The organism is Chromobacterium sinusclupearum (genome assembly GCF_002902845.1).
GTDB lineage: Bacteria > Pseudomonadota > Gammaproteobacteria > Burkholderiales > Chromobacteriaceae > Chromobacterium > Chromobacterium sinusclupearum.
This window is the reverse complement of the sequence record NZ_PPTF01000068.1, coordinates 132164-156827: the sequence shown is the minus strand read 5'-3', so window position 1 is coordinate 156827 and position 24664 is coordinate 132164. Positions and strand designations below refer to the sequence as shown.

At 62.9% G+C, this 24664-nt stretch carries 28 protein-coding genes, 1 tRNA gene and 1 pseudogene; 18 read left to right on the top strand and 12 right to left on the bottom strand.

Annotated features, from left to right (window positions below):
- A complete protein-coding gene (locus C2134_RS14715; RefSeq protein WP_199179948.1) occupies nucleotides 1–390 on the top strand; it encodes a group II truncated hemoglobin in 390 nt (129 codons plus the stop codon).
- Nucleotides 391–459: 69 nt separating this feature from the next.
- Entirely contained in the window at nucleotides 460–747 is a 288-nt protein-coding gene (locus C2134_RS14710) for a hypothetical protein (RefSeq protein WP_103320893.1), read from the top strand.
- A gap of 7 nt (nucleotides 748–754) precedes the next feature.
- Here C2134_RS14710 and C2134_RS14705 read toward each other — a convergent pair whose 3' ends face one another.
- Nucleotides 755–1114 carry a dihydroneopterin aldolase gene (locus C2134_RS14705; RefSeq protein ID WP_043629044.1) on the bottom strand — a complete coding sequence of 120 codons (360 nt, stop codon included), beginning with the start codon at nucleotides 1112–1114 and terminating at the stop codon, nucleotides 755–757.
- Between the two features lie 82 nt (nucleotides 1115–1196).
- Between C2134_RS14705 and plsY the strand changes: the two genes are divergently transcribed.
- Nucleotides 1197–1817, top strand: a complete 621-nt coding sequence (gene plsY, locus C2134_RS14700) for a glycerol-3-phosphate 1-O-acyltransferase PlsY (RefSeq protein ID WP_103320892.1) — start codon at nucleotides 1197–1199, stop codon at nucleotides 1815–1817.
- A gap of 65 nt (nucleotides 1818–1882) precedes the next feature.
- On the opposite strand, the gene lepB is transcribed toward plsY, so the two are convergent.
- Together lepB and C2134_RS14690 are read right to left on the bottom strand one after the other, a co-directional pair.
- Complete coding sequence (lepB, locus tag C2134_RS14695; RefSeq protein ID WP_103320891.1) at nucleotides 1883–2551, bottom strand: signal peptidase I; 669 nt, start codon at nucleotides 2549–2551, stop codon at nucleotides 1883–1885.
- Between the two features lie 28 nt (nucleotides 2552–2579).
- Complete coding sequence (locus tag C2134_RS14690) at nucleotides 2580–3539, bottom strand: histone deacetylase family protein (protein WP_103320890.1); 960 nt, start codon at nucleotides 3537–3539, stop codon at nucleotides 2580–2582.
- A 73-nt stretch (nucleotides 3540–3612) separates the two neighbouring features.
- On the opposite strand from C2134_RS14690, the gene C2134_RS14685 reads away from it, so the two are divergent.
- From C2134_RS14685 to C2134_RS14675, 3 genes are read left to right on the top strand one after another with little or no spacing between them, the layout of a single operon-like run.
- The gene (locus C2134_RS14685; RefSeq protein ID WP_103321009.1) at nucleotides 3613–4518 is read left to right on the top strand and encodes an AAA family ATPase; all 906 of its coding nucleotides are present in this window, start codon (nucleotides 3613–3615) and stop codon (nucleotides 4516–4518) included.
- Complete coding sequence (locus C2134_RS14680) at nucleotides 4502–5449, top strand: DUF58 domain-containing protein (RefSeq protein ID WP_103320889.1); 948 nt, start codon at nucleotides 4502–4504, stop codon at nucleotides 5447–5449. The genes C2134_RS14685 and C2134_RS14680 overlap by 17 nt, the downstream gene beginning before the upstream one ends.
- Complete coding sequence (locus tag C2134_RS14675; protein ID WP_103320888.1) at nucleotides 5446–7374, top strand: transglutaminase TgpA family protein; 1929 nt, start codon at nucleotides 5446–5448, stop codon at nucleotides 7372–7374. The genes C2134_RS14680 and C2134_RS14675 overlap by 4 nt, the downstream gene beginning before the upstream one ends.
- 45 nt (nucleotides 7375–7419) lie before the next feature.
- Here the strand turns inward: C2134_RS14675 and rpoS are convergent, their stop codons facing one another.
- The 5 genes from rpoS to nadA all read right to left on the bottom strand — a co-directional run bounded on the left by rpoS (nucleotide 7420) and on the right by nadA (nucleotide 12007).
- Nucleotides 7420–8370: an RNA polymerase sigma factor RpoS gene (gene rpoS / locus C2134_RS14670; RefSeq protein ID WP_103320887.1), complete on the bottom strand. Its 951-nt coding sequence runs from the start codon at nucleotides 8368–8370 to the stop codon at nucleotides 7420–7422.
- Between the two features lie 49 nt (nucleotides 8371–8419).
- Nucleotides 8420–9427, bottom strand: coding sequence for a peptidoglycan DD-metalloendopeptidase family protein (locus C2134_RS14665; RefSeq protein WP_103321008.1), 1008 nt, complete (start codon nucleotides 9425–9427; stop codon nucleotides 8420–8422).
- A 149-nt stretch (nucleotides 9428–9576) separates the two neighbouring features.
- Nucleotides 9577–10245, bottom strand: coding sequence for a protein-L-isoaspartate(D-aspartate) O-methyltransferase (locus C2134_RS14660; RefSeq protein WP_103320886.1), 669 nt, complete (start codon nucleotides 10243–10245; stop codon nucleotides 9577–9579).
- On the bottom strand, nucleotides 10230–10973 hold the full coding sequence (surE, locus tag C2134_RS14655) for a 5'/3'-nucleotidase SurE (protein WP_103320885.1): 744 nt from the start codon (nucleotides 10971–10973) through the stop codon (nucleotides 10230–10232). The genes C2134_RS14660 and surE overlap by 16 nt, the downstream gene beginning before the upstream one ends.
- Before the next feature lie 116 nt (nucleotides 10974–11089).
- Nucleotides 11090–12007: a quinolinate synthase NadA gene (gene nadA, locus C2134_RS14650; RefSeq protein WP_071109462.1), complete on the bottom strand. Its 918-nt coding sequence runs from the start codon at nucleotides 12005–12007 to the stop codon at nucleotides 11090–11092.
- Nucleotides 12008–12403: 396 nt separating this feature from the next.
- Here nadA and C2134_RS14645 point away from each other — a divergent pair, with 396 nt between their 5' ends.
- The 7 genes from C2134_RS14645 (at nucleotide 12404) to xerD (ending at nucleotide 18525) form a co-directional block, all read left to right on the top strand.
- Nucleotides 12404–15079 (top strand): bifunctional acetate--CoA ligase family protein/GNAT family N-acetyltransferase, encoded by a 2676-nt coding sequence (locus C2134_RS14645; RefSeq protein ID WP_103320884.1) that lies wholly within the window; start codon nucleotides 12404–12406, stop codon nucleotides 15077–15079.
- A 106-nt stretch (nucleotides 15080–15185) separates the two neighbouring features.
- A complete protein-coding gene (rpsP, locus tag C2134_RS14640; RefSeq protein ID WP_011137222.1) occupies nucleotides 15186–15437 on the top strand; it encodes a 30S ribosomal protein S16 in 252 nt (83 codons plus the stop codon).
- A gap of 34 nt (nucleotides 15438–15471) precedes the next feature.
- Nucleotides 15472–15978, top strand: a complete 507-nt coding sequence (gene rimM, locus C2134_RS14635) for a ribosome maturation factor RimM (RefSeq protein ID WP_103320883.1) — start codon at nucleotides 15472–15474, stop codon at nucleotides 15976–15978.
- On the top strand, nucleotides 15978–16745 hold the full coding sequence (gene trmD / locus C2134_RS14630; RefSeq protein ID WP_103320882.1) for a tRNA (guanosine(37)-N1)-methyltransferase TrmD: 768 nt from the start codon (nucleotides 15978–15980) through the stop codon (nucleotides 16743–16745). Before rimM ends, trmD begins: the two co-directional genes overlap by 1 nt.
- A 3-nt stretch (nucleotides 16746–16748) precedes the next feature.
- Complete coding sequence (rplS, locus tag C2134_RS14625) at nucleotides 16749–17117, top strand: 50S ribosomal protein L19 (RefSeq protein ID WP_043624391.1); 369 nt, start codon at nucleotides 16749–16751, stop codon at nucleotides 17115–17117.
- 72 nt (nucleotides 17118–17189) lie between these two features.
- Entirely contained in the window at nucleotides 17190–17651 is a 462-nt protein-coding gene (locus tag C2134_RS14620; protein ID WP_103320881.1) for a methylated-DNA--[protein]-cysteine S-methyltransferase, read from the top strand.
- The gene (xerD, locus tag C2134_RS14615) at nucleotides 17638–18525 is read left to right on the top strand and encodes a site-specific tyrosine recombinase XerD (RefSeq protein WP_103320880.1); all 888 of its coding nucleotides are present in this window, start codon (nucleotides 17638–17640) and stop codon (nucleotides 18523–18525) included. The genes C2134_RS14620 and xerD overlap by 14 nt, the downstream gene beginning before the upstream one ends.
- 68 nt (nucleotides 18526–18593) lie before the next feature.
- Here the strand turns inward: xerD and clpA are convergent, their stop codons facing one another.
- Nucleotides 18594–20876 (bottom strand): ATP-dependent Clp protease ATP-binding subunit ClpA, encoded by a 2283-nt coding sequence (gene clpA / locus C2134_RS14610; protein WP_103320879.1) that lies wholly within the window; start codon nucleotides 20874–20876, stop codon nucleotides 18594–18596.
- Complete coding sequence (gene clpS / locus C2134_RS14605) at nucleotides 20876–21184, bottom strand: ATP-dependent Clp protease adapter ClpS (RefSeq protein WP_043624381.1); 309 nt, start codon at nucleotides 21182–21184, stop codon at nucleotides 20876–20878. Before clpS ends, clpA begins: the two co-directional genes overlap by 1 nt.
- Nucleotides 21185–21409: 225 nt before the next feature.
- On the opposite strand from clpS, the gene C2134_RS14600 reads away from it, so the two are divergent.
- A complete protein-coding gene (locus tag C2134_RS14600; protein ID WP_011137214.1) occupies nucleotides 21410–21613 on the top strand; it encodes a cold-shock protein in 204 nt (67 codons plus the stop codon).
- A 75-nt stretch (nucleotides 21614–21688) separates the two neighbouring features.
- Here the strand turns inward: C2134_RS14600 and C2134_RS14595 are convergent, their stop codons facing one another.
- Nucleotides 21689–22231, bottom strand: a complete 543-nt coding sequence (locus tag C2134_RS14595) for a GNAT family N-acetyltransferase (protein WP_103320878.1) — start codon at nucleotides 22229–22231, stop codon at nucleotides 21689–21691.
- 93 nt (nucleotides 22232–22324) lie between these two features.
- Here C2134_RS14595 and C2134_RS14590 point away from each other — a divergent pair, with 93 nt between their 5' ends.
- The 4 genes and pseudogenes from C2134_RS14590 to C2134_RS21735 all read left to right on the top strand — a co-directional run.
- Complete coding sequence (locus tag C2134_RS14590) at nucleotides 22325–23218, top strand: LysR family transcriptional regulator (protein ID WP_103320877.1); 894 nt, start codon at nucleotides 22325–22327, stop codon at nucleotides 23216–23218.
- Between the two features lie 98 nt (nucleotides 23219–23316).
- Nucleotides 23317–23406: transfer RNA gene (locus tag C2134_RS14585), tRNA-Ser, on the top strand.
- Between the two features lie 454 nt (nucleotides 23407–23860).
- Entirely contained in the window at nucleotides 23861–24064 is a 204-nt protein-coding gene (locus C2134_RS14580; RefSeq protein WP_083338705.1) for a cold-shock protein, read from the top strand.
- Nucleotides 24065–24176: 112 nt separating this feature from the next.
- Nucleotides 24177–24335 (top strand): annotated as a pseudogene (locus tag C2134_RS21735) (IS256 family transposase); the annotation flags it as partial.
- Between the two features lie 87 nt (nucleotides 24336–24422).
- On the opposite strand, the gene C2134_RS21920 reads toward C2134_RS21735, so the two are convergent.
- On the bottom strand, nucleotides 24423–24664 hold a 242-nt coding region (locus C2134_RS21920), incomplete at its 5' end, for an MOFRL family protein (protein WP_304529170.1).

Here is a 24664-nt window from a genome sequence, read left to right as displayed (position 1 = left end):
ATGAGCGAAGTGCAGGAAATGACGCCGTACCAACTGTTGGGCGGCGAAGGGGTGGTGCGTTGGTTGACGGACCGGTTCTACGACATCATGGACAGCGAGCCTGCTGTAAAGCCGCTGCGCGACATGCATCCAGCCGATTTGTCCGGCTCGCGCCAGAAGCTGTTCATGTTTTTGTCCGGCTGGCTGGGCGGCCCGTCTCTGTATATGGAGGCTTTTGGCCATCCGCGCCTGCGCATGCGCCACATGCCCTTTGCCGTCGACGAGGCGGCGCGCGACCAGTGGATGCTGTGCATGCGGCAGGCGGTGAGCGAACTGGTGGTGGAGGATTGGCTGAAGGACAAGTTGCTGGAGGCGTTCTACAACACCGCGGACTTCATGCGAAACCGCTGATTTACAAGCGGTTCTTGACGGCTGCGCGGCTTGGTCCATGATTAAATTGTCAATGGATGGAGTCGTGGCATGGTCGGCCGTCTGCTGTTCTCGCTTGCCATCTGGCTGCAGTGCGCAGCCGCGCTGGCGGCTTGCCTGCCGCAGGCCTTGATGTGCGCTTCGCCGCGAGATGCGGCCGTGCAGAAGCAGGATTTGACGCCGCAGGGGCTGCAGCTGGGGCCGGTGCGGCTGGAGCAGGATGCCGACGGCCATACATTGCGGCTGGTGCCCAATGTGGATCTGGGCAAGCGCACCCATCTGACCGTCAAGATGCACAATAAGGACGTCGGCCTGAAGCTGCGCTTCAATACCGACTGATCCGGTCTCAGCGCGGCCGGTGGCCGCGTTCTATCTGCACGCCTACCCGTTTGACGCCAGGCAGAATGCCCAGCTTGGTCACGGCTACCCTGACCCAGGGCGCGCCGAATTCCTCGCGCACCATTTTGGCGATATGCTCGGCCAGGGCCTCCAGCAGCAGGAAGTGCTGTTCCTCCAGCGATTGGCGCAAACGTTCCACCACGACGCCGTAGTGTATGGTGTCGCCGATATTGTCGCTGTGGCAGGGCGTGTCGCTGGGAATGCCGATTTCCAGGTCGATTTCAATGGTCTGGGCGGCTGTGCGCTCCCAGTCGTACACGCCGATCACGGTGTCGGCGCGCACTTCGCGCAGGAATATGATGTCCATCAGTCCTAGGAGGTTGGGCTTTGGCGCCCGATACCGTAAAATCCGAAACCTCCTATTCTAATCTAACGGACACACCACCACCATGACCACGACCGCATTTGCATTTGTCCTGGCGGCCTATCTGATCGGTTCGCTGTCTTTCGCCGTGATCGTCAGCAAGGCGATGGGCATGGCCGACCCGCGCAGCTACGGCTCCGGCAACCCCGGCGCCACCAATGTGCTGCGCAGCGGCAAGAAGCTGGCGGCGGTGCTGACGCTGCTCGGCGACGGCGCCAAGGGCTGGGTGGCGGTGGCGCTGGCCGCCTGGCTGGGGCCGCGCTACGGCCTGAGCGAGCAGGGCATCGCCATGTGCGCGCTGGCCGTGCTGTTCGGCCATATGTGGCCGGTGTTCTTTGGTTTCAAGGGCGGCAAGGGCGTGGCCACCGCGGTAGGCATTCTGTTCGGCATCAGCCTGCCGCTGGCGCTGGCGGCGATCGCCACCTGGCTGTTCATGGCCTTCGTGGTGAAGATTTCCTCGCTGTCAGCCCTGGTCGCCTGCGTGTTGGTCCCGGTTTACGCCTACTTCATCCTCGGCCCGCAGAGCGTGTTCTTCGGCACCTGCATCATCATCGCCATCGTGGTGATCCATCGCCACAAGTCGAATCTGATCAAGCTGATGACTGGCCAGGAAGACAAGATAGGCGGCAAGAGCGACGCCAGCTGACGATTGATTTTCGGCCAAGAAAAAGCCGTCCCGGATGGGTCGGCTTTTTGTTTGGCGATGGACGATCAGTGGAAATCGCTGGCAAAACGCTCCCAGCGCGGCATCCAGTTGCCGGTGATGTCGGCGGAGGCGATGATTCCGACGGCGCGGCCGATCAGCAGATTGCGCGGCACCAGGCCGAAGTAGCGGGAGTCGGCGCTGTCGTCGCGGTTGTCGCCCAGCATCATGTACTGCCCCGGCGGGATCGTGATTGGACCGAAGCTGCTGCGGGCGTTGACGCCTGCCAGCCATTGCATGCGGTGCGGCGGCAGCACGCCGCTTTCTTGCAAGCGCAGCGCAGGCAGCGCCACATTGTCCGCCACGGTCTCCGTCAGTTGCTGCAGCGGTTGGTAATGGGCGGTGCGGCCGTTGATGATCAGTTCCTCATTGCGCATTTCCACCATGTCGCCGGGCACGGCCACCAATCGCTTGATCAGCCGCGTGCCGTCCTTGGGCGATGCGAAGGTGACGATGTCGCCGCGCTGAGGTTCGCCGGTGCGATGCAGGATGACGTTGCTCAAGGGCAGCTTCAGGTCGTAGGCCAGCCGGTTGACCAACACCACGTCGCCTTCCAGCACGGTGGGACGCATCGAACCGGATGGGATCGGGTTCCAGTCCGCCACCGCGGTGCGGAACAGGCCGAATACCAGCAGGAAAACCAGAAACCCGCGATTATTTTGGAACCAGCGCTTCATTTCAGTCCTTTGTCAGTGAGATTGGCGTTCAGCCATCTGACAGCACCCGGATATGGGCGGCGACGCTGCGCCCCAGCGCCGACAGGTCGTAGCCGCCCTCCAGCACCGATACGATGCGGCCAGCGCAGTATTGGTCGGCTATCTGCAGCAGATGGCGCGTCACCCATTCGTAGTCGGCTTCGGTCAGGCCCAGCGAACCCATATCGTCTTCGCGGTGGGCGTCGAAGCCGGCGGAGATGAACAGCATTTGCGGCTGGAAGTCGTGCAGCAGCGGCAGCCAGACGTTTTCCACCGCCTCGCGGAACTCCCGTCCGCCGCTGCCGGCTTTCAGCGGCACGTTGTGCATGTTCGGCCCCTGCGGCTTATCGCCGCAATAGGGGTAGAACGGGTGTTGGAAGATGGAGACCATCAGCACGCGCGGATCGTCGTGCAGGATTTCCTCTGTGCCGTTGCCGTGGTGGACGTCGAAATCCACCACCGCCACCCGTTCGAACTTGTATTGGGCCAGCGCGTGGGCGACGCCGACGGCGATGTTGTTGAAGAAGCAGAAGCCCATCGCCTTGTCGCTCTCGGCATGATGGCCGGGGGGGCGGATGGCGCAGAAGGCGTTGGGCGCTTTGTCCTCGGCCACCAGCTCCACCGCCTTCACCACGGCGCCGGCCGCGCGGTGGGCCGCCTTCAGCGTGCCAGGCGACATCGCGGTGTCCGGGTCCATGCGGAAGGTGCCGACGCTGGGCGCGCAGGCTTCCAGATATTCGACGTAACGGGGCGGGTGGACGCGCGCCAGCTGTTCATAGGTGGCTTCCGGCGCTTCGACTTCCTGCAGGGTGTCGAAGATCTGCGAGGCCATCAGCTGGTCGCGGATAGCCGTCAGCCGCTCCGGGCATTCCGGGTGGCCCACCCCCATATTGTGCAGCAGGCAGTCGGGATGGGTGATGTAGGCCGTCAGGCCGTTGCGCTGCAGGCGGTTTTTCAGCCAGTTGAACACGTACGCTCCCTACGCGCTTACAATGGATGGCGATTATGTGATTTTGATAAATACTGCGCGCAACCGGGGTCAAATGCAATCTCTCTCCCTTGCCTACCGGCAACTGAACACGCTTATCCTGGGCAAACCGCAGCCGATCCGGCTGGCCTTCGCTTGTCTGATCGCGCGCGGCCATCTGTTGATCGACGATGTGCCCGGCGTCGGCAAGACCACGCTGGCGCACGGCCTGGCCACCGTCTTGGGCCTGGATTACCGCCGGGTGCAGTTCACCAGCGACTTGCTGCCGGCCGACATCCTGGGCGTCAGCATCTATCAGCGCGATGGCGGGCGCTTCGAGCTGCACAAGGGCCCGGTGTTCACCCAGGTGCTGCTGGCCGACGAGATCAACCGCGCCTCGCCCAAAGTGCAGTCGGCCTTGCTGGAGGCGATGGAGGAGCGCCAGGTGTCGATAGACGGCGAGACCCATGCGCTGCCGTCGCCGTTTTTCGTCATCGCCACGCAGAACCCCGGAGAGCAGATGGGAACGTTTCCCTTGCCGGAATCGCAGCTGGACCGCTTTCTGATGCGGATTTCCCTCGGCTATCCGCCGCGCGAGGCGGAACGGGCGCTGCTGATGGGCGAGGACAGGCGCGACCTGCTGGCGCGATTCCAGGCGGTGATGTCGCCGGGCGAGCTGCTGTCGCTGCAGCAGCAGGCCGCCGCCGTGACGGTGTCGCCGGCCCTGGCCGATTATCTGCTGGCGCTGCTGGAAGCCACGCGGCGTCCCGGCCTGTTCGTCACCGGGCTGAGTCCGCGTGCCGGGCAGGCCCTGGTGGCCGCCGCCCGCGGCTGGGCCTTGCTGGCTGGGCGCGATCATCTGTTGCCGGAGGACGTGAAGGCGATCTTTCTGCCGGTGGCGGCGCACCGGCTGCAGTCGGCGTCCGGCGCGGACGTCGGCCAGGAACTGGAGCGGCTGCTCGCCCATGTTGCCATTCCGTGATCGCTTCCGGCATTGGTGGCTGGCGCGGCTGCCGCTGCAGAACCGCTGCGAACTGACGCAGCGCCGGATATACCTGCTGCCTACCCGTTTTGGCTTGCTGTTGCTGGCGGTGGCGCTGGCGGTGTGGGTGGGGGCGCTGAATTACCAGGTCAGCCTGGCCTATGCCCTGGCGTTCTGGATCGTGGGCCTGGCGCTGGTGGCGGTGCTGATGGCCTATCGCCAGTTGTCCGGCCTGGTCGTGTCGGCAGAGGCCGGCGCGCCGGTGTTCGCCGGCGACCCTGCCGGTTTCCGCTTGCGGCTGGACAGTCCGCAGCCGCAGGCGCGGCAGCTGTCGCTGCATCTCTTGGGCCAGGACGATGCCCTTATTCCCTGCGTTTTCGATGGCCATGGCGGCGAGGCCGTGCTGGCGGTGCCGACCACCCGGCGCGGCTGGCTGGCGCTGCCGCCATGCGTGGCGCAAAGCGACGCGCCATTCGGCTTGATCCGCGCCTGGGCAGTGTTGCGCCTGAACGCGCGGGCGCTGGTCTATCCGGCGCCTTTGCCCGATGCGTCGCGCGGCGCCGGCGAAGGCGATGGCGGGGAGGGGGGCGACGCTCGGCCTGGCGGCGACGACTTCTCCCACCTCGACGCCTACCGCCATGGCGATACGCCGCGGCAGATCGCCTGGAAGGTGCTGGCGCAGCGCGACACGCTGGCCAGCAAGCGTTTCGTCGGCGAGGCGGGCAGCGCGCTGCGGCTGATCCGCTGGAGCGATTACGGCCAGGAGACGGACGCGGAACGGAGATTGTCGCGGATGGCCTGGCGGGTGGAACAGTGCGAGCGGCAACGCCAGCGCTACCGGCTGTGTCTGCCCGATGCCGAGATCGGTCCGCAGCCGCGGCAGCGCGATCTGGCGCTGGCCGCGCTGGCCTTGTTCGGGAGCCGCGGATGAGCGGGGCGGGGCAGGCCATGCGCCATGGTCCGGTGCTGCTGGCATTGGTCTGGGTCATGCTGCCCTTGGCATGGTTTCTGCCGCTGTGGTTGATGGCCCTGGGCTGCGTGGCCTTGCTCGGACGCGGCTGGCTGGCCCGTCGCGATGGGCGCTTGCCGTCGCGCTGGTTGCTGTTGCCGCTGTTGATGTTGTCCATCGGCGGGGCTTGGCTGCAGCTGGGCACCTTGATCGGCCGCGAGGGCGGCGTGGCGCTGCTGGTGCTGCTGACGGCGTTCAAGGCCTATGAAACCGCCACGCTGCGCGACTGGCGCGTGCTGCTGGCGCTGGGTTTTTTCCTGGCGGCGATGCCGCTGTTGTTCAACCAGTCGCCGCTGATGGCGGCCTGGCTGGCGGCCGCCTTGTTGCTGCTGACCTGGGCCACCGCCATGCTGGCCGGCGGCTTGCCGCGCGGCAGCTGGCGCAGCGCGGCGCAGGCCTTGCTGTTGTCGCTGCCCATCATGCTGGTGCTGTTCGTGATGATGCCGCGCCTGCCGGAGCCGCTGTGGAGCATGCCGCAGCAACAGCCTGCCGCCGGCAGCGGCCTGGGCGAGGACATGGAGCCCGGGAGCATCAGCAAACTGATTCTGAATCGGGAGCCGGCATTCAGCGTGGTGTTCGACGGGCTGCCGCCGCGCCAGGATCAGCTGTACTGGCGGGTGATGCTGTTGGACGCGTTTGATGGCCGGCGCTGGCGTCGAGCGTCCGAGGAGAGTGTATCGCCGCTGACGCTCACGGGTGGCCGTGAGTTGGCATACAGCCTGACGCTGCGCGCCGATCAGGGACGTCTGCCGGCGCTGGAGATGCCGCAGGCCGCCGCGCCGGGCAGTCATATGGCGCCCGGCGGCTTGCTGCGGCAGGATCGCAGCCAGGACGATCTGGCGCGCTATCCGCTAGTCAGCATGGTTGGGGCGCGCGTCACGGAGCCGCTATCGGCCGGCAGGCGCGCCTTTTATCTGCAACTGCCGGCGGGCAACGCCAGAAGCCGGGCGCTGGCATGGCAACTGCGGCAGCGCGGCGGCGGCGAAAGCGGCTTTGTGCGGGAGGCGTTGCAATATCTGCGGCTGGGGGGCTTCCGCTACACCTTGCAGCCGCCATTGCTGGGCGAGCAGCCGGTGGACGCGTTTCTGTTCGGCGCGCGGCAGGGGTTTTGCGAGCATTACGCCTCGGCCTTCGCCTTTCTTGCCCGCGCCGCCGGCATGCCGGCGCGGGTGGTCATCGGTTATCAGGGCGGGGAATACAATCCGCTGGGCCGCTTCTGGCTGGTGCGCTCCTCCGACGCCCACGCCTGGGTTGAGGTCTGGCTCGCGGATCAGAGGCAATGGCTGAGAGTGGACCCGACCTCGGCCGTTTCTCCGAATCGGCTGGAGCAGGGGGCGGAGCAGTCTCTGCCGGCCTTGCGCGGCGCGGACTTCGCGGGCGCGGCGCTGCCGCCGCAGTGGCTGCGCCGGTGGCGGCAACAATGGCAGGCGGCGGATTTCGCCTGGCAGCAGTGGGTGGTCGGTTACGATGCCGCCCGGCAGCGCGGCCTGTTCCAGCGTCTGGGCTTGGGAGACGATGTCGATGGCGGCAGCGTGGTGCGCGGCCTGCTGATCGGCATGGCGCTGGCGCTTTTGCCGCTGGCTTGGTGGTGGCGTAGACGGCCGCGGCAGCCGCCGCTGGCCGAAGGATGGATGAGGCTGCGGCAGCGGCTGGCGCAGCGTGGCGTCGCAGTCTCGCCCGCGCTTGGACCGATTGAGCTGCTGAAGGCGGCCCAGGGCCTGCCGCGCGATGATTTTGCTCGTCTGCAGCGGCTGGTGAAGGAGTATGTCGAGTTGCGCTATCGCCAGCCGCAGGCCGATGCGGCGGGGGAGCGGCGCTGGTTGCGCCAGGCGCGGCGCTGGAAATGACAAGGCCCGGCATGGGGCCGGGCCGATGCGCGAGGTTTGCCGCGCTTAGAGCAGGAAGTCGCGAGAGATGCCCTTGCGGCGCAGGATGCGGCGCAGCTGTTCCAGCCCTTCGATCTGGATCTGCCGCACGCGCTCGCGGGTCAGGTTCAGCGAGGCGGCCAGCTCTTCCAGCGTGCAGATCTCGTAGCCGTTCAAGCCGTAGCGCCGTTCGATGACCAGCCGCTGTTTTTCGTTCAGCTGGCCCAGCCAGTCGTGGACGAAGGTTTCCAGCTGGCTGTTGTGCAACTGCAGCTCCGGCTCCTCATGCTGCTCGTCCGGGATCGATTCGCCGATGGACAGCATCGGATCGATGTCCAGCGGCGCATCCAGCGAGGCCATGCGCTCGTTGAGGTTCATCACCTTGCGCACGTCGTCCACCGGTTTGCCGACCAAATGGGCGATTTCGTCCAGCGTGGGTTCGCGGCCGATCTGGCTTTCCAAGTGGCGCGAGGCGCGCAGGTAGACGTTCAGTTCCTTGATCACATGCACCGGCAGTCGGATGGTGCGCGACTGGTTCATGATCGCCCGCTCTATGCTTTGGCGTATCCACCAGGTGGCGTAGGTGGAGAAGCGGAAGCCGCGCTCCGGATCGAACTTTTCCAGCGCGTGCATCAAGCCGATATTGCCTTCCTCGATCAGATCCAGCAGCGCCAGCCCGCGGTTGATGTAGTGTTTGGCGATGTTCACCACCAGGCGCAGATTGTGCTCGATCATTTTCTGGCGAGCTTCAAACTCCCCGGCGACTACGCGCCGCGCCAGCGCCAGTTCTTCCTGCGGGGTCAGCAGCGCGTTGTTGCCGATGTCGTTCAGGTAAATCTGGGTGACATCGGCGACCACGTCTTCAAAGACCGCGGTGCTGTCCGCGCTTTCTTCGGCTTCGGCCTCCGCTGCACCTTCTTCGGCGGCTTCCTCGTCGAGAATCTCGCTCTCGTCCAGAATGTCGATTTCGTTGCTCATGACTCTACCCCCGTCGCTGTCTGGTCCCGGCGGGGGCTGAGCCTACCCGCTAGGACTTGTGTTCAAGATACTGCATCGGATCCACAGGCTTGCCGAAACGGCGCACCTCAAAGTGCAGCTTGACTTGGTCGGCATCGGTATTGCCCATTTCGGCAATCTTCTGCCCTTTCTTGACAGACTGTCCCTCCTTGACCAGCAGCTGGCTGTTATGCGCGTAAGCCGACAGGAAAGTCTTGTTGTGCTTGATGATGATCAGCTTGCCGTAGCCGCGCAGCCCGGTCCCGCTGTACACCACCTTGCCATCTCCTGCCGCGAGCACCGGCTGGCCCATGCGCCCGCTGATTTCAATGCCTTTGTTGCTTTCCGAGAAACCCTTGATGAGCTTGCCCTCGGTCGGCCACAGCCATGCCACCGCGTCTTCTTCCTGCTTGGCCGCGGGGGCGCTGGCCTCCTGCGCCGGCGCGGCGGCAACTGCCGTGCTGGCTTCCTGCTTTTTCCCCGGGGCGGGGGAAGGGGTTGAGCTTGATGCCTGAGCGTTGTTTTTGACGCCACCGCGGCCCTCGCTCTGAGCCGCGATGTCCTTGGCCGCTTCGCTGCTGTAAGGCAGCTTCAGCGCCTTGGGATACGTCTTGACCGCGCCGCCGGTCGCCGCGGCGGTGACTGACTCCACTGGCGCCGGCTGCGCCGCTGCCGCCGTCGTAACCGGCGCCGGGCTTGCATCGCCGCCTGGCGGCGTCAGCCGCAGCACCTGTCCCACCTTGATGCCGGTATCCGGCAGGTTGTTCCAGGCGGCGACATCCTTGTATTTCAAGCCGTGGTTCAACGAGATCCGGAACAGATTGTCGCCCGGCTTCACCACGTAAGTCTGTTCGCCTGCGGCAGGCGCAGACGCTGCCGGCGCTTGGCCCACGGGCTGCATATTCAGGTTGCCGGCGTCCCGGTAGGGCATGGCTTCCGTATTGGCCGCATGGTTGGCGTTGGCTGCCACCGGGGCCGGCTTGTTGCTGCTTATCGTCGAGGGCGCCGCGGATTCCACCGGCGCCGCCTGCTGTACCATGCTGCTGCAGCCGGCCAATGCGGTGGCGGCTAGCGCAGCTAATATATGGGCATACCTGCAATGCATTTTTAGCATGTTTTTGTGTAGAAACGTTTAAGTTGGGGTCTTGCTCGATTGTCTGACAGTGATAGTGTTGCGTTTTTGCAGTTTTAACTGCGTCCATTCAGCAGTGGAACAAATTTCACTGGATCGAGCCTAGTCTTTTGCAAACCTTGCGCTGTTTTCTCCAACAGCCATAAATGTTGCTCGCCCTCTCCCAGCGGCAGCACCATTCTGCCGCCATCGGCCAGCTGATCCACCAGGGCGGTCGGCACCGCGCGCGCGGCGGCGGTGACGATGATGCCGTCGAAGGGAGCGGCCTCGGCCAGGCCGGTATTGCCGTCTCCGTGCACCAAGCGGGCATGGACCAGCTTGGCGGCGCGCAGATTGCGTCTTGCTTGGTCCAAAATCGTGCCCAGTCGTTCCACTGAATAGACTTCGGCGCCAGCCTTCAGCAGCACGGCCGTCTGGTAGCCGCAACCGGTGCCGATCTCGAGGATCTTGCCCGGCGGGCGACCCTGGATCAGCAGTTCGGTCATTCTGGCCACCGTCAGCGGCTGCGAGATGGTCTGGCCGTGGCCGATGGGCAGCGACACATCGTCGTAGGCGCGGGTGGCCAGGGCCTGATCGACGAACAGATGGCGAGGCACTTCATGCATGGCAGTCAGCACTCGCTCGTCGGCGATGCCATGCTGGCGCAGACGGTCGGTCATGCGCCGGCGCGTGCGCTCGGAAAGCATGCCGTAAGCCTGGCTGTTCTGTGTCAGCGGTGAAGCCATGTGGAAATCCTGTCCAATTGCCCGTAGGCGGTCAGATCCAGCATCAGCGGCGTCACCGAGGGCTGGTTCGCCGCAATGCAGCCGAAGTCGGTTCCGGCCCCGGCGTCCTGCACTGTGCCGACCGGCCCTACCCAGTATATCGTCTCGCCGCGAGGATTCTGAGATTTGATCACCGGCTGCGCGGCGTGGCGGCGTCCCAGCCGGGTCACTTGCATCGCGCCGAGTTGTTCCGGCGGCGCGTCCGGTACGTTCACATTCAGCAGAACCGGCTGGGCAAACGGCTGTTCCAGGCAACGTTCGACCAATTGTTCCACCACTTTGCCGGCGGTGGCGAAATGCTTGCCGCTATGCCCGGCCAGCGAAACCGCGATGGACGGGATGCCCAGCATGAAGCCTTCGGTGGCGGCCGCCACCGTGCCGGAATATAGCGTGTCGTCGCCCATATTCGGGCCGTGGTTGATGCCGGTGAACACCATGTCCGGCTTGAAATCCAACAGCCCGGTCACCGCCAGGTGCACGCAGTCGGTGGGCGTGCCGTTGACGTAGTAAAAGCCGTTGTCCGCCGAGCGCACCGTCAACGGGCGGTCCAGCGTCAGCGAGTTGCTGGCGCCGCTGCGGTCGCGGTCCGGCGCCACGACCACCACCTCGCCATAACGCCGCAGCGTTTGGGCCAGCATGGCGAGGCCAGGGGCGGCGTAGCCGTCATCGTTGCTCAGCAGAAACTTCATACTGTCTTTCCGTATTCATCGCGTGATTGTAGCGCCGCCATCATGACAGCGAATAGTGCCGCGAGGCGGCGGCGGCCCGTAAAAAAACCCGCGTCGGGCGGGTTGTGCGGCCTGGCTCAGGCGTAGTAGCGTTTGCTGAATTCCAGCATGCGTTCGATCGGCACGCGCGCGGCGTCCATCTGCTCGGCGCTCAGGTAGTCGATCACCAGACCTTCGCCTTGCTGGGCGCGCTTGACCGCTTCGATGCTGTTCATCTTCATGTACGGACAGGAGTTGCACTGGCAGCCGGCATAGATCGGCGCCTGGCGCAGGTCCAGGTCCGGGCGGGCCAGCCCCATGTTGTACAGGATGCCGTCCTCGGTGGCGACGAAGATCACCGCCTTGGTATTGCCCTGGTAGTTTTTCACCCAGTTCAGCATGCCGGAGGTGGAGCCGACGTAATCGGCCTTCTTCAGCACCGGCAGCGGGCTTTCCGGGTGGGCGATCAGGTATTTGTCGCCGGACGCGGCGGCGAAGGCCTCGTTCAGCGCGGCCTCGTTGAACTTGTCGTGCACTTCGCACACGGCGGACCACAGCGGCATGTCGTAGCCGTATTGGTCGTTCAGATAGCCGCCCATATTGCGGTCCGGCGAGAAGATGACTTTCTTACCTTCGGCATACAGATGCGCGATGATGTCATCGACATTGCGGCTGGTGACGATCCAGTCCGACACCGCCTTGTGTTCGGCGCTGGAGTTGATGTAAGCGACGTGGACATGGTCCGGGTAACGCTTGCGCCACTGGGTCAGCTCGACGACGTCGGTTTGCGTCACCAGCGAACAGGTGGAGCCTGCGTCCGGCAGGATCACCGTGGCTTCCGGGTTCAGGATCTTCGCGGTCTCGGCCATGAAACGCACGCCGGCGAACACGATGATGTCGGCCTGGGCTTCCTTGGCGTACAGCGACAGTTCCAGGCTGTCACCCACCTTGTCGGCCATCTGCTGGATTTCCGGCTGGGTGTAATAATGAGCGAGTGTGACGACGCGTTTCGTCATGGTGTGTCGGCTCCTGCCTGGCCGAGGGTTTCCCGGCCGGTTGCGTGCTGCGGCGCAAAATACGTTTATTGCGAAACTGTAAAGGTTAGCAATATTGTAAAGGCTGCGCCACTAGCTCGATATGGCGGGCGGCGAAATTCAACCGTTGCGGACCAGCTTACCCACATGTGTATGGTTTGCCGGAGGTCAATATGACGCGCAGGTTTGCTCTGCATGATGGCAAGGGCTGGCCGCCGCCGCATGACGGCGGCTACACCGTCCTTCCTTCCCGCTTTGGCAGCCGATGCTGTCGCGCGCATTTCGCATGGATCACGTAATCTTGCAGGTGGCGTGGCTGCAGCCAACGCCTGCCGGCAGGGCGCTACTGATTGATATTGTTTCCGAGGACACGCACGCATGAGGCCACATTATCTGACCCCGCTGTTTTCCCCGCGCACTGTCGCCGTGGTCGGAGCCAGCGATCGTCCCGGCTCCATAGGCCAGGCCGTCTTCGCCAATCTGCTGGCCGGTTCTTTCCAGGGCAAGCTGTTTCCGGTCAATCTGAATCACAAGGTGGTCGGCGGCATTCCGGCGGTGTCTTCGGTGCGGCAGATCGAGGAGCCGATAGACCTGGCCGTGGTGGCGACGGCGATACGCTCGCTGCCGGGCATCGTCAAGGATTGCGGCAAGAAGGGCGTCAAGGCCGTGCTGCTGGCCAAGGAGTTTTCCGACAGCGAACAGTTGGAGCAGGAGCTGATCAACGAGGCGCTGTCCATCGCCCGCCACTTCGGCATCCGTCTGCTCGGCCCGAATGTGCTGGGCCTGATGCGGCCGGTGGCCGGCTTCAACGCCAGCAATTACAACGGCAAGGTGCGGCCGGGCAATCTGGCGCTGGTGTCGGAGTCGTCCGCCCTGTGCGCGGCGATGCTGGACTGGGCGGACAGCAAGGAGATCGGTTTTTCCAGCGTGGTGTCGCTGGGCGGGGCGCTGGATGTCGGATTCGGCGAAATCCTCGATTACCTGGTGGCCGACAATGCCACTCAGGGCATTCTGTTGCATGTTCACCACATCTACGATGCCCGCCGCTTCATGTCGGCGCTGCGCGCGGCCGCCCGCACCAAGCCGGTGGTGGTGATCAAGTCCGGCCGTTTCGAGAACGATGCCGGCGGCCGCACCCACGCCAGCAATCTGGTGGCCAGCGGCGATGTGTTCGACGCCGCGCTGGCGCGTGCCGGCGTGCTGCGCGTGTCGTCCATCGCCCAGTTGTTCACCGCCGCCAAGGTCTTGGCGGCCAATTACCGCGTCGGCGGCAAGCGGCTGGCCATCGTGACCAACGGTTTCGGGCCGGGCCTGCTGGCGGCCGACAGCGCCGTGGATTGCGGCGTGGAGCTGGCCAAGCTGAGCGAGGGCACCATGAAGCTGCTGGACAGCGTGCTGCCGCGCAATTGGTCGCACGGCAATCCGCTGGACATCATCGGTGACGCCAGCCCGATGCGCTTTCGCACCGCGGTGAAGGCCTGTGTCGATGATCCGGGCGTGGACGGCGTGATGGTGATCTTCACGCCGCAGGCCGGCACCGATCACCTGACCACCGCGCAACTGATGATAGGCCTGCAGCGCGAGACGACCAAACCCTTGTTCCTGTCCTGGCTGGGCGACGCCAAGGTGTCGGAAAGCCGCGAGCTGTTCTCCAAGGCCAAATGCGCGCACTTCAGCGCGCCGGAATACGGCATCGAGGTGTTCCGCCATCTGGCCGCCTATCAGCACAACCAGCAGCTGCTGTTGCAGACGCCGGGGCCGCTGGAGGGCCAGCGCGACGATCCCGACGTGGCGGCGGCGCGCAAGGTGATAGACGTGGCGCTGGCCGAAGGGCGGGAAATCCTGTCCGAGCGCGAGTCCAAGCAGGTGCTGGCGGCTTTCCACATCCCGGTCAATCCCACCACCTTGGCGCGCAAAGCCGACGAGGCGGTGCGCCAGGCCGAGGCGATAGGCTATCCGGTGGTGCTGAAGATCGATTCGCCGGACATTATCTATAAGAGCGATGTGGGCGGGGTGGAGCTGAACATCAGCAACGAGGCCACATTGCGCGCGGCCTTTGACGGCATCATCAGCCGCACCCGGCAGGCGCGTCCGGATGCGCGCATCGAAGGCGTCTCGGTGCAGCCCATGCGCAAGCGCCGCTTTGCCCGCGAGGTGATGGTGGGGGTGGCGCACGACGCCGCCTTCGGCCCGGTGGTGGCATTCGGCGCCGGCGGCATCGCGGTGGAAGTCATGCACGACCTGGCGTTGGCGCTGCCGCCGCTGAACGATTATCTGGTGGACAGCATGATCAGCCAGACCCGCATCGGCCAGTTGCTGGGGCCGTTCAAGAACCTGCCGCCGGTGGATGTTGACGAGCTGCGCCATGTCTTGCTGCAAGTGTCGGAAATGGTGTGCGAGCTGCCGCAGATCCGCGAGCTGGACATCAACCCGCTGGTGGCGGACGAGAAGGGCGTTATCGCGCTGGATGCCCGCATTGTGGTGCAGCCGGCGGGCGCCGAGCGCAAACGCTACGGCCACATGGCCATCATGCCTTACCCCACGCATATGGTGGTGTGCGCCAAGCTGCATGACGGCACGCCGGTGATGATTCGTCCGGTGCGGCCGGAAGACGCGGACATGCAGCAGGCTTTCGTCCGCAACCTGTCCGAGGAAAGCCGCTACAACCGCTACCTGTCCAGCATCAAACAGCTGTCGCAGAGCATGCTGGTCCGCTTCACCCAGCTCGACTACGACCGCGAAATGGCGCTGGCGATGACGCGGGAAGGCGAGGCGGGGGAGGAGATGCTGGCGGTTGCCCGCTTCATCACCGACCCGGACAACGAGGCCTGCGAGTTCGCGCTGGAGGTGGCGGATGACTGGCAAGGGCGGGGCATAGGCAATCTATTGATGCAGGCCTTGTTCGACGCGGCGCGCGAGCAGGGGCTGAAGCTGATGCGCGGCGAAGTGCTGGCCGGCAACAAAGGCATGTTGAAACTGATGCATAAACTGGGGTTTAGCGTGGAGCCGCACCCTGAAGACAGGGCGCTGACACTGGTGTTGAAGCCGCTCTGAGCGGTCTATCCGACACAGTCTTGCATTAAGCGCTTGCAAGATAAGGGAAAACTGACCTAAAATCGTGGGCTTTTCTATATCCAGTTTTTTTCAAGGACAATCGACAATGGTAGTGATTCGTCTGGCACGCGGCGGCGCCAAGAACCGTCCGTTCTACAACATCGTGGTGACCGATTCCCGTAACCGTCGTGACGGTCGCTTCATCGAGCGCGTTGGCTTCTACAACCCGGTAGCCAACGAGAAGCAAGAACGCGTCCGCTTCACCATGGACCGTCTGAACTACTGGGTAGGCGTTGGCGCCCAGCTGTCCGACTCCGTTGCCAAGCTGCTGAAAGAGCAGAAGGTCGTAGCCGCTTAATCCGGCTATCCAACATCAAGACGGATTTGGGCGCATGCGCGACGAAGATCTCGTAGTAATGGGCTTTGTGCGCGGCGCCTTCGGTATTAAAGGCTGGGTGAAAATCCATGCCGATACCGAATACGCTGACAGCCTGTTTGATTACCCGACCTGGTGGTTGGGCAAAAACGGCAGCTGGAAGCCGTACGCATTCGAAAACGGCGCTGTTCAGCCCAAGGCCCTGGCGGCCAAGCTGGAAGGCGTCGACGAGCGCGACACAGCGGAAGCGTTGCGAGGCATGCAGATTGCCGTGCCGCGCAGCGAGCTCCCCGAAGCTGGCGAAGGCGAATACTACTGGAACGATTTGATCGGTCTGGCAGTGGTCAACCAGCAGGGCGAGGCGCTGGGCACGGTGGAAACGCTGCTGGAAACCGGCGCCAACGACGTATTGGTGGTGAAGGGTGAGCACGGCCAAAGGCTGATCCCCTTCGTGGATCGATATGTGTTGGAGGTGCTGCTGGCCGAAGGCCGCATCCTGGTGGACTGGGGTCTGGATTACTGATGCAGATCGACGCGGTAACGCTGTTCCCGGAGATGTTCGACTCGATCGCCCGCTTTGGCGTCAGCCAGCGGGCGCTTGACTTGGGCTTGTGGCAGTTCCGTGCCTGGAACCCGCGCGATTTCACCCACGACAATTATCGTCGGGTGGATGACCGGCCGTATGGCGGCGGTCCCGGCATGGTGATGCAGATCGAACCGCTGGAGCAGGCCCTTGCCGCCGCGCGCGCGCGTCAGCGCGAAGCCGGCGCCGAGAGCAGCCATGTGGTGTATCTGTCGCCGCAGGGCGCGCGGCTCTCGCACGCCAAGGCGGTGGAGTTGTCGCAAAGGCCTGGCCTGATTCTGCTGTGCGGCCGCTACGAAGGCATAGACGAGCGGCTGATCGCCACGCAAGTCGACGAGGAGATTTCCATCGGCGACTACGTGCTGTCGGGCGGCGAATTGCCGGCGATGGTGCTGGCGGACGCTGTGGTGCGCTTGTTGCCGGGCGTGCTCAACGATGCGCAATCGGCGTACGAAGACTCATTTGTGGATGGTCTGCTAGACTGTCCGCACTATACCCGACCCGAAGAGTATCGAGGCATGCGGGTGCCGGATGTGCTGTTGTCCGGTAATCATGCCCTGATCGCCAAATGGCGGCTGAAGCAGTCGCTGGGACGCACGTGGCAACGTCGGCCCGAACTGCTGAAAGACCGTATTTTGACAAAACAGGAATCTCGGCTGCTGGCGGAGTACCAGCAGGAACAAGATGTCCAGAACAAATCGGAGTAAATCATGGATCTGATCCAAAAACTCGAGCAAGAAGAAATCGCACGCCTGGGCAAGACCCTGCCGGAATTCGCCCCGGGCGACACCGTAGTGGTTCAGGTGAAGGTAAAGGAAGGCAACCGCGAGCGTCTGCAGGCTTACGAAGGCGTAGTCATCGCCAAGCGTAACCGCGGTCTGAACAGCGCGTTCACCGTGCGCAAGATCTCCGCCGGCGAAGGCGTTGAGCGTACCTTCCAAACCTACTCCCCGCTGGTGGCTTCCGTTGAAGTGAAGCGTCGCGGTGACGTTCGTCGCGCCAAGCTGTACTACCTGCGCGGCCGTACCGGCAAGTCCGCTCGCATCAAGGAAAAGCTGCCGGCTCGCAAGCAGGGTTAATCCTGTCGGCGACCGCCGCTATCATCAAAGCGCAAGGCCTGGCCTTGCGCTTTTTTCGTTTCAGGGGGTGAGATGGAATATGCCGTGATCGCCGCGCCGTTTGGCAGGCTGGGTGTGGCTTGCCGAGACGGGGAGCTGGTCGAACTGCGTTTCCTGCCGGCGGATGCGGCCTTGCAGACGCCGGCTGCGGGGAGTTTGGCGGCCGAAGTGGCGAGGCAGCTGGACGCCTATTACACCGATGCGCGCCACGCCTTCACTGTGCCTTACCGCTTGCACGGCACGCCCTATCAGTTGCGGGTATGGGAGCGGATTGTCGCCATTCCCTGCGGCGAGACTCGTCGTTACCTCGACCTCTCCCAAGCGCTGGCCTCGTCGCCGCGTGCCGTCGGCGGCGCTTGCGGCCGCAATCCGATTCCCATCATCGTGCCGTGCCACCGCGTGGTGGCCAGCGCGGGGCTTGGGGGCTTCAACCAATCCACCGGCGACGAAACGCTGGACATCAAGCGATGGCTGCTGCGGCATGAGCTCGGATAAGGACAGCATCGACGCCTTTCTCGACCAGCTATGGCTGGCCGACGGGTTATCCAACAATACTTTGGCGGCCTATCGCCGCGACCTGTCCAAGCTGGCCGCCCGGCTGGCCGAGCTGGGCGCGTCGCTGGAGCGGGCCGGGCGGGACGAACTGGAGCAGGCGATGCTGATCGGGACGGGCAGCGAGAAGCCGGCCACCCGCGCCCGTCTGACTTCGGCCTTGCGCCGCTATTACCAATACCTGCTGCAAAGCGGCCAGCGACAAGATGATCCCAGCGCCAATCTGGCCTCGCCCAAGCAGGGCCAGCGCTTGCCCAAGTCCCTGTCCGAAGTCGATGTCGAGGCCTTGCTGGCCGCGCCGGATGTGGCGACGCCGCTGGGCCTGCGCGACCGCGCCATGCTGGAGGTGCTGTACGCCAGCGGCCTGCGGGTGTCCGAGCTGGTGGGCCTGACGCTGAACCAGCTGAACCTGCTGGACGGCGTGGTCAAAACCATGGGCAAGGGCAGCAAGGAACGGCTGGTGCCGTTGGGTGAAATCGCCCAGGACTGGCTGCTGCGTTATTTGAAAGAGGCGCGGCCGCTGCTGCTGGCCGGCCATCCCTGCGACGCGGTGTTCGTCACGCAGCGCAAGGCCGGGATGACGCGGCAGATGGCCTGGCATCTGATTTCGCAATACGCCGGCCGCCAGGGCCTGTCCAAGGTCAGCCCGCACGTGCTGCGGCACGCCTTCGCCACCCATCTGGTCAACCACGGCGCCGACCTGCGCGTGGTGCAGCTGCTGTTGGGACACGCCGACATCTCCACCACCCAGATCTATACCCATGTGGCGCGGGAGCGGCTGAAGCAACTGCATGCGCGCCATCATCCGCGCGGTTGATGCCGGGGCGAGCGCGCCAAACAAAACGCCCGCATGCGCGGGCGTTTGCTTGAGAGAACAGCCTAGGATCAGGCGGGTTCGGCCGTGGCGAGGGCATCCTGATCGAACTGCAGCTCCACCTTGCCGTCGATGACCGTCACCGTCACCTCGCCGCCGGCCACCAGGCGGCCGAACAGCAACTCGTCCGCCAGCGCCTTGCGCAGGGTATCCTGAATCAGGCGGGCCATCGGACGCGCGCCCATCAGCGGGTCGAAGCCGTTCTTCGCCAGGTATTGGCGCAGCTCGTCGGTGAAGTGGATATCGACATGCTTCTCCGACAGTTGCTGCTCCAGCTGCATCAGGAACTTGTCCACCACCTGCAGGATGATCTGCTCGTCCAGCATGCTGAACGGGATGATGGCATCCAGGCGGTTGCGGAACTCGGGGCTGAACATCTTCTTGATGTCGCCCATCTCGTCGCCCGCGGCCTTGGTCTGGGTGAAGCCCAGCGAAGGCTTGGACAGCGATTCCGCGCCCGCGTTGGTGGTCATGATCAGCACCACGTTGCGGAAGTCCGCCTTGCGGCCGTTGTTGTCGGTCAGCGTGCCGTGGTCCATCACCTGCAGCAGGACGTTGTAGATGTCCGGATGCGCCTTCTCGATCTCGTCCAGCAGCAGCACGGTGTACGGATGCTTGTTGATCGCTTCCGTCAGCTGGCCGCCCTGTTCGAAACCGACATAGCCCGGAGGCGCGCCGATCAGTCGGGACACCGCGTGGCGCTCCATGTACTCGGACATGTCGAAGCGGATCAGCTCGACGCCGAGGATGTAGGCCAGCTGGCGCGCCAGTTCGGTTTTGCCGACGCCGGTGGGGCCGGAGAACAGGAACGATCCGATCGGCTTCTGCGGGTTGCCCAGGCCGGAACGCGTCATCTTGATCGCGCTGGCCAGCCCTTCGATGGCTTTCTCCTGGCCGAACACGACGTTCTTCAGGTCGCGCTCCAGATTCTTCAGCACGTTCTTGTCGTCGCTGGAGACGGTCTTCGGCGGAATGCGGGCGATCTTGGCGACGATCTCCTCGATTTCCGATTTGTTGATGACCTTCTTCTGCTTGGACTTCGGCAGAATCTTCTGCGCCGCGCCGGCTTCATCGATCACGTCGATCGCCTTGTCCGGCAGGTGGCGGTCGTTGATGTAGCGCGCCGACAGCTCCGCCGCGGTGGACAGGGCCGATTGCGTGTACTTGACGCCGTGGTGGGCCTCGAAGCGGGATTTCAGCCCCTTCAGGATTTCCACCGTCTGCTGAACGGTAGGCTCGGTCACGTCGATCTTCTGGAAACGGCGCGACAGCGCGTTGTCCTTCTCGAAGATGCCGCGGTACTCGTTGTACGTGGTCGCGCCTATGCAACGCAGGCTGCCGTTGGACAGGGCCGGTTTCAGCAGGTTGGACGCGTCCAGCGTGCCGCCGGAGGCCGCGCCGGCGCCGATCAGCGTGTGGATCTCGTCGATGAACAGGATGGCGTTGGTGTCATCGGTCAGCTGCTTGATGACGGCCTTCAGCCTCTGTTCGAAATCGCCGCGGTACTTGGTGCCGGCCAGCAGGGCGCCCATGTCCAGCGCGTAAACGGTGGACTTGGACAAAATCTCCGGCACTTCGCCGTTGACGATGCGGCGCGCCAGGCCTTCGGCGATGGCGGTTTTGCCGACGCCGGCCTCGCCGACCAGCAGCGGATTGTTCTTGCGGCGGCGGCACAGGATCTGCACGGTCCGCTCCAGCTCCGGCTCGCGGCCGATCAAGGGATCGATCTTGCCGTCGCGCGCCATCTGGTTGAGGTTCTGGGTGTAGTTCTCCAGCGCCCCGCCCGGACCGGTGGCTTGTTCCTCGCTGTCCGCGTCGCTGTTGCTATTGTCGCGCGGCTCCTGCGGCTGCTGCTGCGACCGCTGCTTGGTGATGCCATGGGAGATGAAGTTGACGACATCCAGGCGCGAGATGCCCTGCTGGTGCAGGTAATACACCGCGTGCGAATCCTTTTCGCCAAAGATGGCGACCAGGATGTTGGCGCCGGACACTTCTTTCTTGCCCGACGACTGCACGTGCAGGATGGCGCGTTGAATCACCCGCTGGAAGCCGAGGGTGGGTTGCGTCTCGACCTCGGTTTCGCCGGGCACGGTGGGTGTGTGCTCGTCGATGAAGTCGGACAGTTGCTTTTTGAGTTGGTCGATATTCGCCCCGCAGGCTCGCAACACCTCTGCGGCCGACGGATTGTCGGTCATCGCGAGCAGCAGATGCTCCACGCTGATGAACTCGTGGCGCTTGCGCCGTGCGTCCATGAACGCCATGTGCAGGCTTACTTCAAGCTCCTGGGCAATCATCAGTTTTCCTCCATTACGCACTGAAGCGGATGCTGATGCGCTTTCGCATATTGCAACACCTGCTCGACCTTCGTTGCAGCCACGTCTTTGGTATAAACGCCACACACGCCGTGACCTTGCGTGTGGACTTGCAGCATGATTTGTGTGGCCTTCTCTCTGTTCATATGGAAGAACTGCTGGAGAACCTGCACCACGAAGTCCATCGGGGTAAAATCATCGTTCAATAACAACACCTTATACATCGGTGGAGGGTTTTCCCTAACCCGTGACGCCTCAAGCTGGGCATCGTCTTTGACCGAGGTGGACATGTCGACTTTCATGGAAACGGTGCCTTACTTCAATTTTGGTTCCCTCTGACTTTTTTTCAAGGGGGGCCGTAAGACCGCTATCACTTGACGTCGTCGCCTGTGTTGCGTAGAAATGCAGCTGGTGCTTGGCTTAACTGTTTGGCATTTTGCGATCCAGCAAGTTCTGTCACTCTATTAAGCTCTAAGTTGGTCGGCTTCACCAGCCTTTTTTTGCAAGGAAGTTAAATGGCATTTGGTACCGTAAAGTGGTTCAATGACGCAAAAGGCTTCGGCTTTATTACTCCGGATGAAGGCGGCGAAGATCTGTTCGCTCACTTCTCGGCCATCAACATGCAAGGCTTCAAGACTCTGAAAGAGGGTCAACGTGTAAGCTTTGAAGTGGTGTCCGGTCCGAAAGGTAAGCAAGCGTCTAATATCCAGAACGCCTAATTGGGTTCTGGGTCAGTCTCGCCGCGCGGCGAGCTGATAGTCGTATTCCAAAAAAGCCCGCCCCTGGCGGGTTTTTCATTTTCCGCATTCTCTGGCGTAGTCGTCTCGGCTCAGCATAAAGACCAGTGACGGCGGATCGCCGGGCACATCCGACAGTTGTCCAATCTGTCGAAAACCCTGCTTGGCCAACACGCGGATCGATTGCAGGTTGGCCGGCCGCACCATGCCGTAAATCGCCTCTCGCTCCCCCTCTCCAAACGCAAACCCTATAGACGCGCGGGCCGTTTCGCTGGCATAACCGCAGCCCCAGGCCGACGTGGCGAAACGGTAGCCCAGGTTCAGCCGCATTTCGCTGCCGTAGTCCTTATAGGATAGTCCACCAAAGCCGATCACATGGCCCGGCGCTTCTCTTTTTTCCACCGCCCACTGTCCGATCCCGTCGGCGGCCCAGCCGTCCAGCCAGCTGGCCATCCGTTGCCGGGCATAATCCAGGCTGGGGTAGGGGCCGTTGGGGTTGTAGAGATTGGTCGCCGGATCGCCGTAGATGTCGAACAAGGCCTGGGTGTCTTCTGCGGTCACGGCACGCAAAATCAGTCGCTCGGTTTCCAGGTAGCGCATGGAGTGGTCTCATTGAAAATGGAATGCCATTGTCGTGGCGGGCTGGATATTATGGAAGACGGTATCTAGTGATGTTTGATATGGGTTTTTGTTATGTCTATTGTCTTAAGCGATCTGCAATTGCTGCTGGATGCGGCGGAGCTAGGCAGCTTCAGCCAGGCTGCGGCAAAGCGCGGCTGGACGCAGCCGCAGGTCAGCCAGCGCATCGCACAGCTGGAGTCATCGCTGGGGGCCCGCCTGTTCAGCCGGCATCGCCGTGGCGCGGAACCGACAGCGGCTTGCCTGGCCTTTTTGCCTGCCGCGCGCACCGCGCTGGAGGCGCTGGCCGATGGGCGGGAGCAGTTAGGCGTGGGGCAGGGCTTGCCCAAATTGAAGCTGGCTTGCCTGCCTTCGCTGGCCGGAGTGATATTCGGCCCGCTATTGCGCAAACTGGCCGACGCGCCGTTGGAAATCCGTTGCGATACCGACCATTCGCCGCAAATTCTGCAGCAGCTGTTGGCGGGAACGCTGGATGTCGGATTTGTGCTGCAACGGCCTGCGCTTTCCGGCATAGCGCAGGAAGCGCTGGGCGAGTCGCCGATTGTGGCCGTGGTCTGCGCCACGCATCCTTTGGCGGGCGAGCGTGGCCTTTCCTTGCGCGAGCTTGCCGCTCATCCCTTGGCGCCGCAGCGCTGGGGAGACGCGGCGGAGGACTTGGTCAGGCGCTTGCGGCCGCTGCGTCAGTCCGACAGTCCGATCCATCTGCTGCAGCCGGCGACGGCCGCGCGCGACCTGGCCTTGTGGCATGGCTACGTGGCGTTCGTGCCCAGGCTGGCGGTGCGGGAAGAGCTGGCGCAGGGGCTGCTCCACGAATTGGACCTGGCCGAACCGGAGCTGGGGCGCTGGCGCGTGGTGATGGCCTGGCGCGGCGGCAAGCGCCGGGATGTCGCCAAGGAGACGGCGCTGACTGCGGCGCGACAACTGGCGCAGGATTGGCGCGCCGCCTAGGCTAGCCAAGCAGGGGCGGGGTTTGCCCGCAATAAGCTGCAACCGGGTATTGACAGGAAAAGCGCTTCAAACCATAATGCGCACCTCGACTGACCGCCGGAGAGGTGGCAGAGTGGTCGAATGTACCTGACTCGAAATCAGGCGTACGTGCAAGCGTACCGAGGGTTCGAATCCCTCCCTCTCCGCCAGTAGAACGCATCAAAGCCCTGAGCAATCAGGGCTTTTTTGTTTTCATCACTTCTTGTTGCATGCATATCCACTATGCCCCCAAGTTTTGCTACCCTACGGCAATTAAAAGGCATTTTCCATCGTCACGGCGTACAATAATTCGACTGATGATAGACATCACCCAAACACTTTCCCAGTGCGCAAATAAGATAGAAACCTAGCCAGTTTCAATGAATTTTAAAATTATTCATGCAATTCGTCGTGGATGCGGTCAGCCTACATTTTTCAAGATGACAAATCTTGTTGACAATTGAAAAGTAACCTGTGCATTATATGAGATAGCAGGATCTTCAAGCGTCATATCTATCGACACCGCGTTGCCCACCCAGTTGGTCTTCATTGTTTCCTTATCTATTCCTTGATTATCGTGCTTTTCGGCATTTTTATTGCCCTTACTGACTCAAGGAGTAAATTATGGAAACCGGTATCGTTAAATTTTTCAACGACGCAAAAGGTTTTGGTTTTATCACCCCGGACAATGGCGGTGATGATCTGTTCGCTCATTTTTCTGAAATTCGCGCCGATGGATTCAAATCGCTGAATGAAGGCCAAAAAGTGAGCTTTACCAGAGCCATGGGCCAAAAGGGTCCGGCAGCATCCGGCATTCAGCCTCTCTAAATTATTGCTGCTATCAAAAAAGCCCCTAGCGGGCTTTTTTTTGGTTGATCCCCGATGACAGGGGAACGCGGCCTTGATCTTCAGAAAGAAGTAGCCGTTGTCTTTCTGCAGCAAGCTCACCAAGAGTCGCAGCTCATTTCCGAGCGGCGAAGCCTTGTTGAAGTGGTTCTACCTAGCATTGAAAAATATCAGCCAGTAGTGGAGCATGTCGATCCGAGCCTGGAAGGCGGCCCTAACTCGCTTTGCCATCCAGTTCGAGTCACGCTTACCTTACCTAAACCCCGGTTACACAAGAGTTCGGACACGCTCGGGCACCTTCACAAGCCCATATTGTGGTCCTTCGGGTTCAAGACTCGCGCTAGCCCAGCAAGATCGCTCTGAAATCATTGACATTGGTGTGCGTCGGCCCGGTGACTAGCAGATCGTTCAGCGCGGAGAAAAAACCATAGCTTTCATGATCCGCCAGGCAGTCTTCGGCCTTGAGGCCTAGCGCAAGGGCGCGGGCCAGCGTATCTGGCGCGATCAGCGCGCCGGCATTGTCCTCGCTGCCGTCTATGCCGTCGGTGTCCGCCGCCAGAGCGTAGGCGCCGGGCAGACCGT

Bases quoted from the DNA above. Each gene is read 5' to 3' on its own strand.
- C2134_RS14715 (WP_199179948.1), top strand. From the start codon at position 1: ATGAGCGAAGTGCAGGAAATGACGCCGTACCAACTGTTGGGCGGCGAA.
- C2134_RS14710 (WP_103320893.1), top strand. From the start codon at position 460: ATGGTCGGCCGTCTGCTGTTCTCGCTTGCCATCTGGCTGCAGTGCGCA.
- C2134_RS14705 (WP_043629044.1), bottom strand. From the start codon at position 1,114: ATGGACATCATATTCCTGCGCGAAGTGCGCGCCGACACCGTGATCGGC.
- plsY (WP_103320892.1), top strand. From the start codon at position 1,197: ATGACCACGACCGCATTTGCATTTGTCCTGGCGGCCTATCTGATCGGT.
- lepB (WP_103320891.1), bottom strand. From the start codon at position 2,551: ATGAAGCGCTGGTTCCAAAATAATCGCGGGTTTCTGGTTTTCCTGCTG.
- C2134_RS14685 (WP_103321009.1), top strand. From the start codon at position 3,613: ATGCAATCTCTCTCCCTTGCCTACCGGCAACTGAACACGCTTATCCTG.
- C2134_RS14680 (WP_103320889.1), top strand. From the start codon at position 4,502: ATGTTGCCATTCCGTGATCGCTTCCGGCATTGGTGGCTGGCGCGGCTG.
- C2134_RS14675 (WP_103320888.1), top strand. From the start codon at position 5,446: ATGAGCGGGGCGGGGCAGGCCATGCGCCATGGTCCGGTGCTGCTGGCA.
- rpoS (WP_103320887.1), bottom strand. From the start codon at position 8,370: ATGAGCAACGAAATCGACATTCTGGACGAGAGCGAGATTCTCGACGAG.
- C2134_RS14665 (WP_103321008.1), bottom strand. From the start codon at position 9,427: ATGGTACAGCAGGCGGCGCCGGTGGAATCCGCGGCGCCCTCGACGATA.
- C2134_RS14660 (WP_103320886.1), bottom strand. From the start codon at position 10,245: ATGGCTTCACCGCTGACACAGAACAGCCAGGCTTACGGCATGCTTTCC.
- surE (WP_103320885.1), bottom strand. From the start codon at position 10,973: ATGAAGTTTCTGCTGAGCAACGATGACGGCTACGCCGCCCCTGGCCTC.
- nadA (WP_071109462.1), bottom strand. From the start codon at position 12,007: ATGACGAAACGCGTCGTCACACTCGCTCATTATTACACCCAGCCGGAA.
- C2134_RS14645 (WP_103320884.1), top strand. From the start codon at position 12,404: ATGAGGCCACATTATCTGACCCCGCTGTTTTCCCCGCGCACTGTCGCC.
- rpsP (WP_011137222.1), top strand. From the start codon at position 15,186: ATGGTAGTGATTCGTCTGGCACGCGGCGGCGCCAAGAACCGTCCGTTC.
- rimM (WP_103320883.1), top strand. From the start codon at position 15,472: ATGCGCGACGAAGATCTCGTAGTAATGGGCTTTGTGCGCGGCGCCTTC.
- trmD (WP_103320882.1), top strand. From the start codon at position 15,978: ATGCAGATCGACGCGGTAACGCTGTTCCCGGAGATGTTCGACTCGATC.
- rplS (WP_043624391.1), top strand. From the start codon at position 16,749: ATGGATCTGATCCAAAAACTCGAGCAAGAAGAAATCGCACGCCTGGGC.
- C2134_RS14620 (WP_103320881.1), top strand. From the start codon at position 17,190: ATGGAATATGCCGTGATCGCCGCGCCGTTTGGCAGGCTGGGTGTGGCT.
- xerD (WP_103320880.1), top strand. From the start codon at position 17,638: ATGAGCTCGGATAAGGACAGCATCGACGCCTTTCTCGACCAGCTATGG.
- clpA (WP_103320879.1), bottom strand. From the start codon at position 20,876: ATGATTGCCCAGGAGCTTGAAGTAAGCCTGCACATGGCGTTCATGGAC.
- clpS (WP_043624381.1), bottom strand. From the start codon at position 21,184: ATGTCCACCTCGGTCAAAGACGATGCCCAGCTTGAGGCGTCACGGGTT.
- C2134_RS14600 (WP_011137214.1), top strand. From the start codon at position 21,410: ATGGCATTTGGTACCGTAAAGTGGTTCAATGACGCAAAAGGCTTCGGC.
- C2134_RS14595 (WP_103320878.1), bottom strand. From the start codon at position 22,231: ATGCGCTACCTGGAAACCGAGCGACTGATTTTGCGTGCCGTGACCGCA.
- C2134_RS14590 (WP_103320877.1), top strand. From the start codon at position 22,325: ATGTCTATTGTCTTAAGCGATCTGCAATTGCTGCTGGATGCGGCGGAG.
- C2134_RS14580 (WP_083338705.1), top strand. From the start codon at position 23,861: ATGGAAACCGGTATCGTTAAATTTTTCAACGACGCAAAAGGTTTTGGT.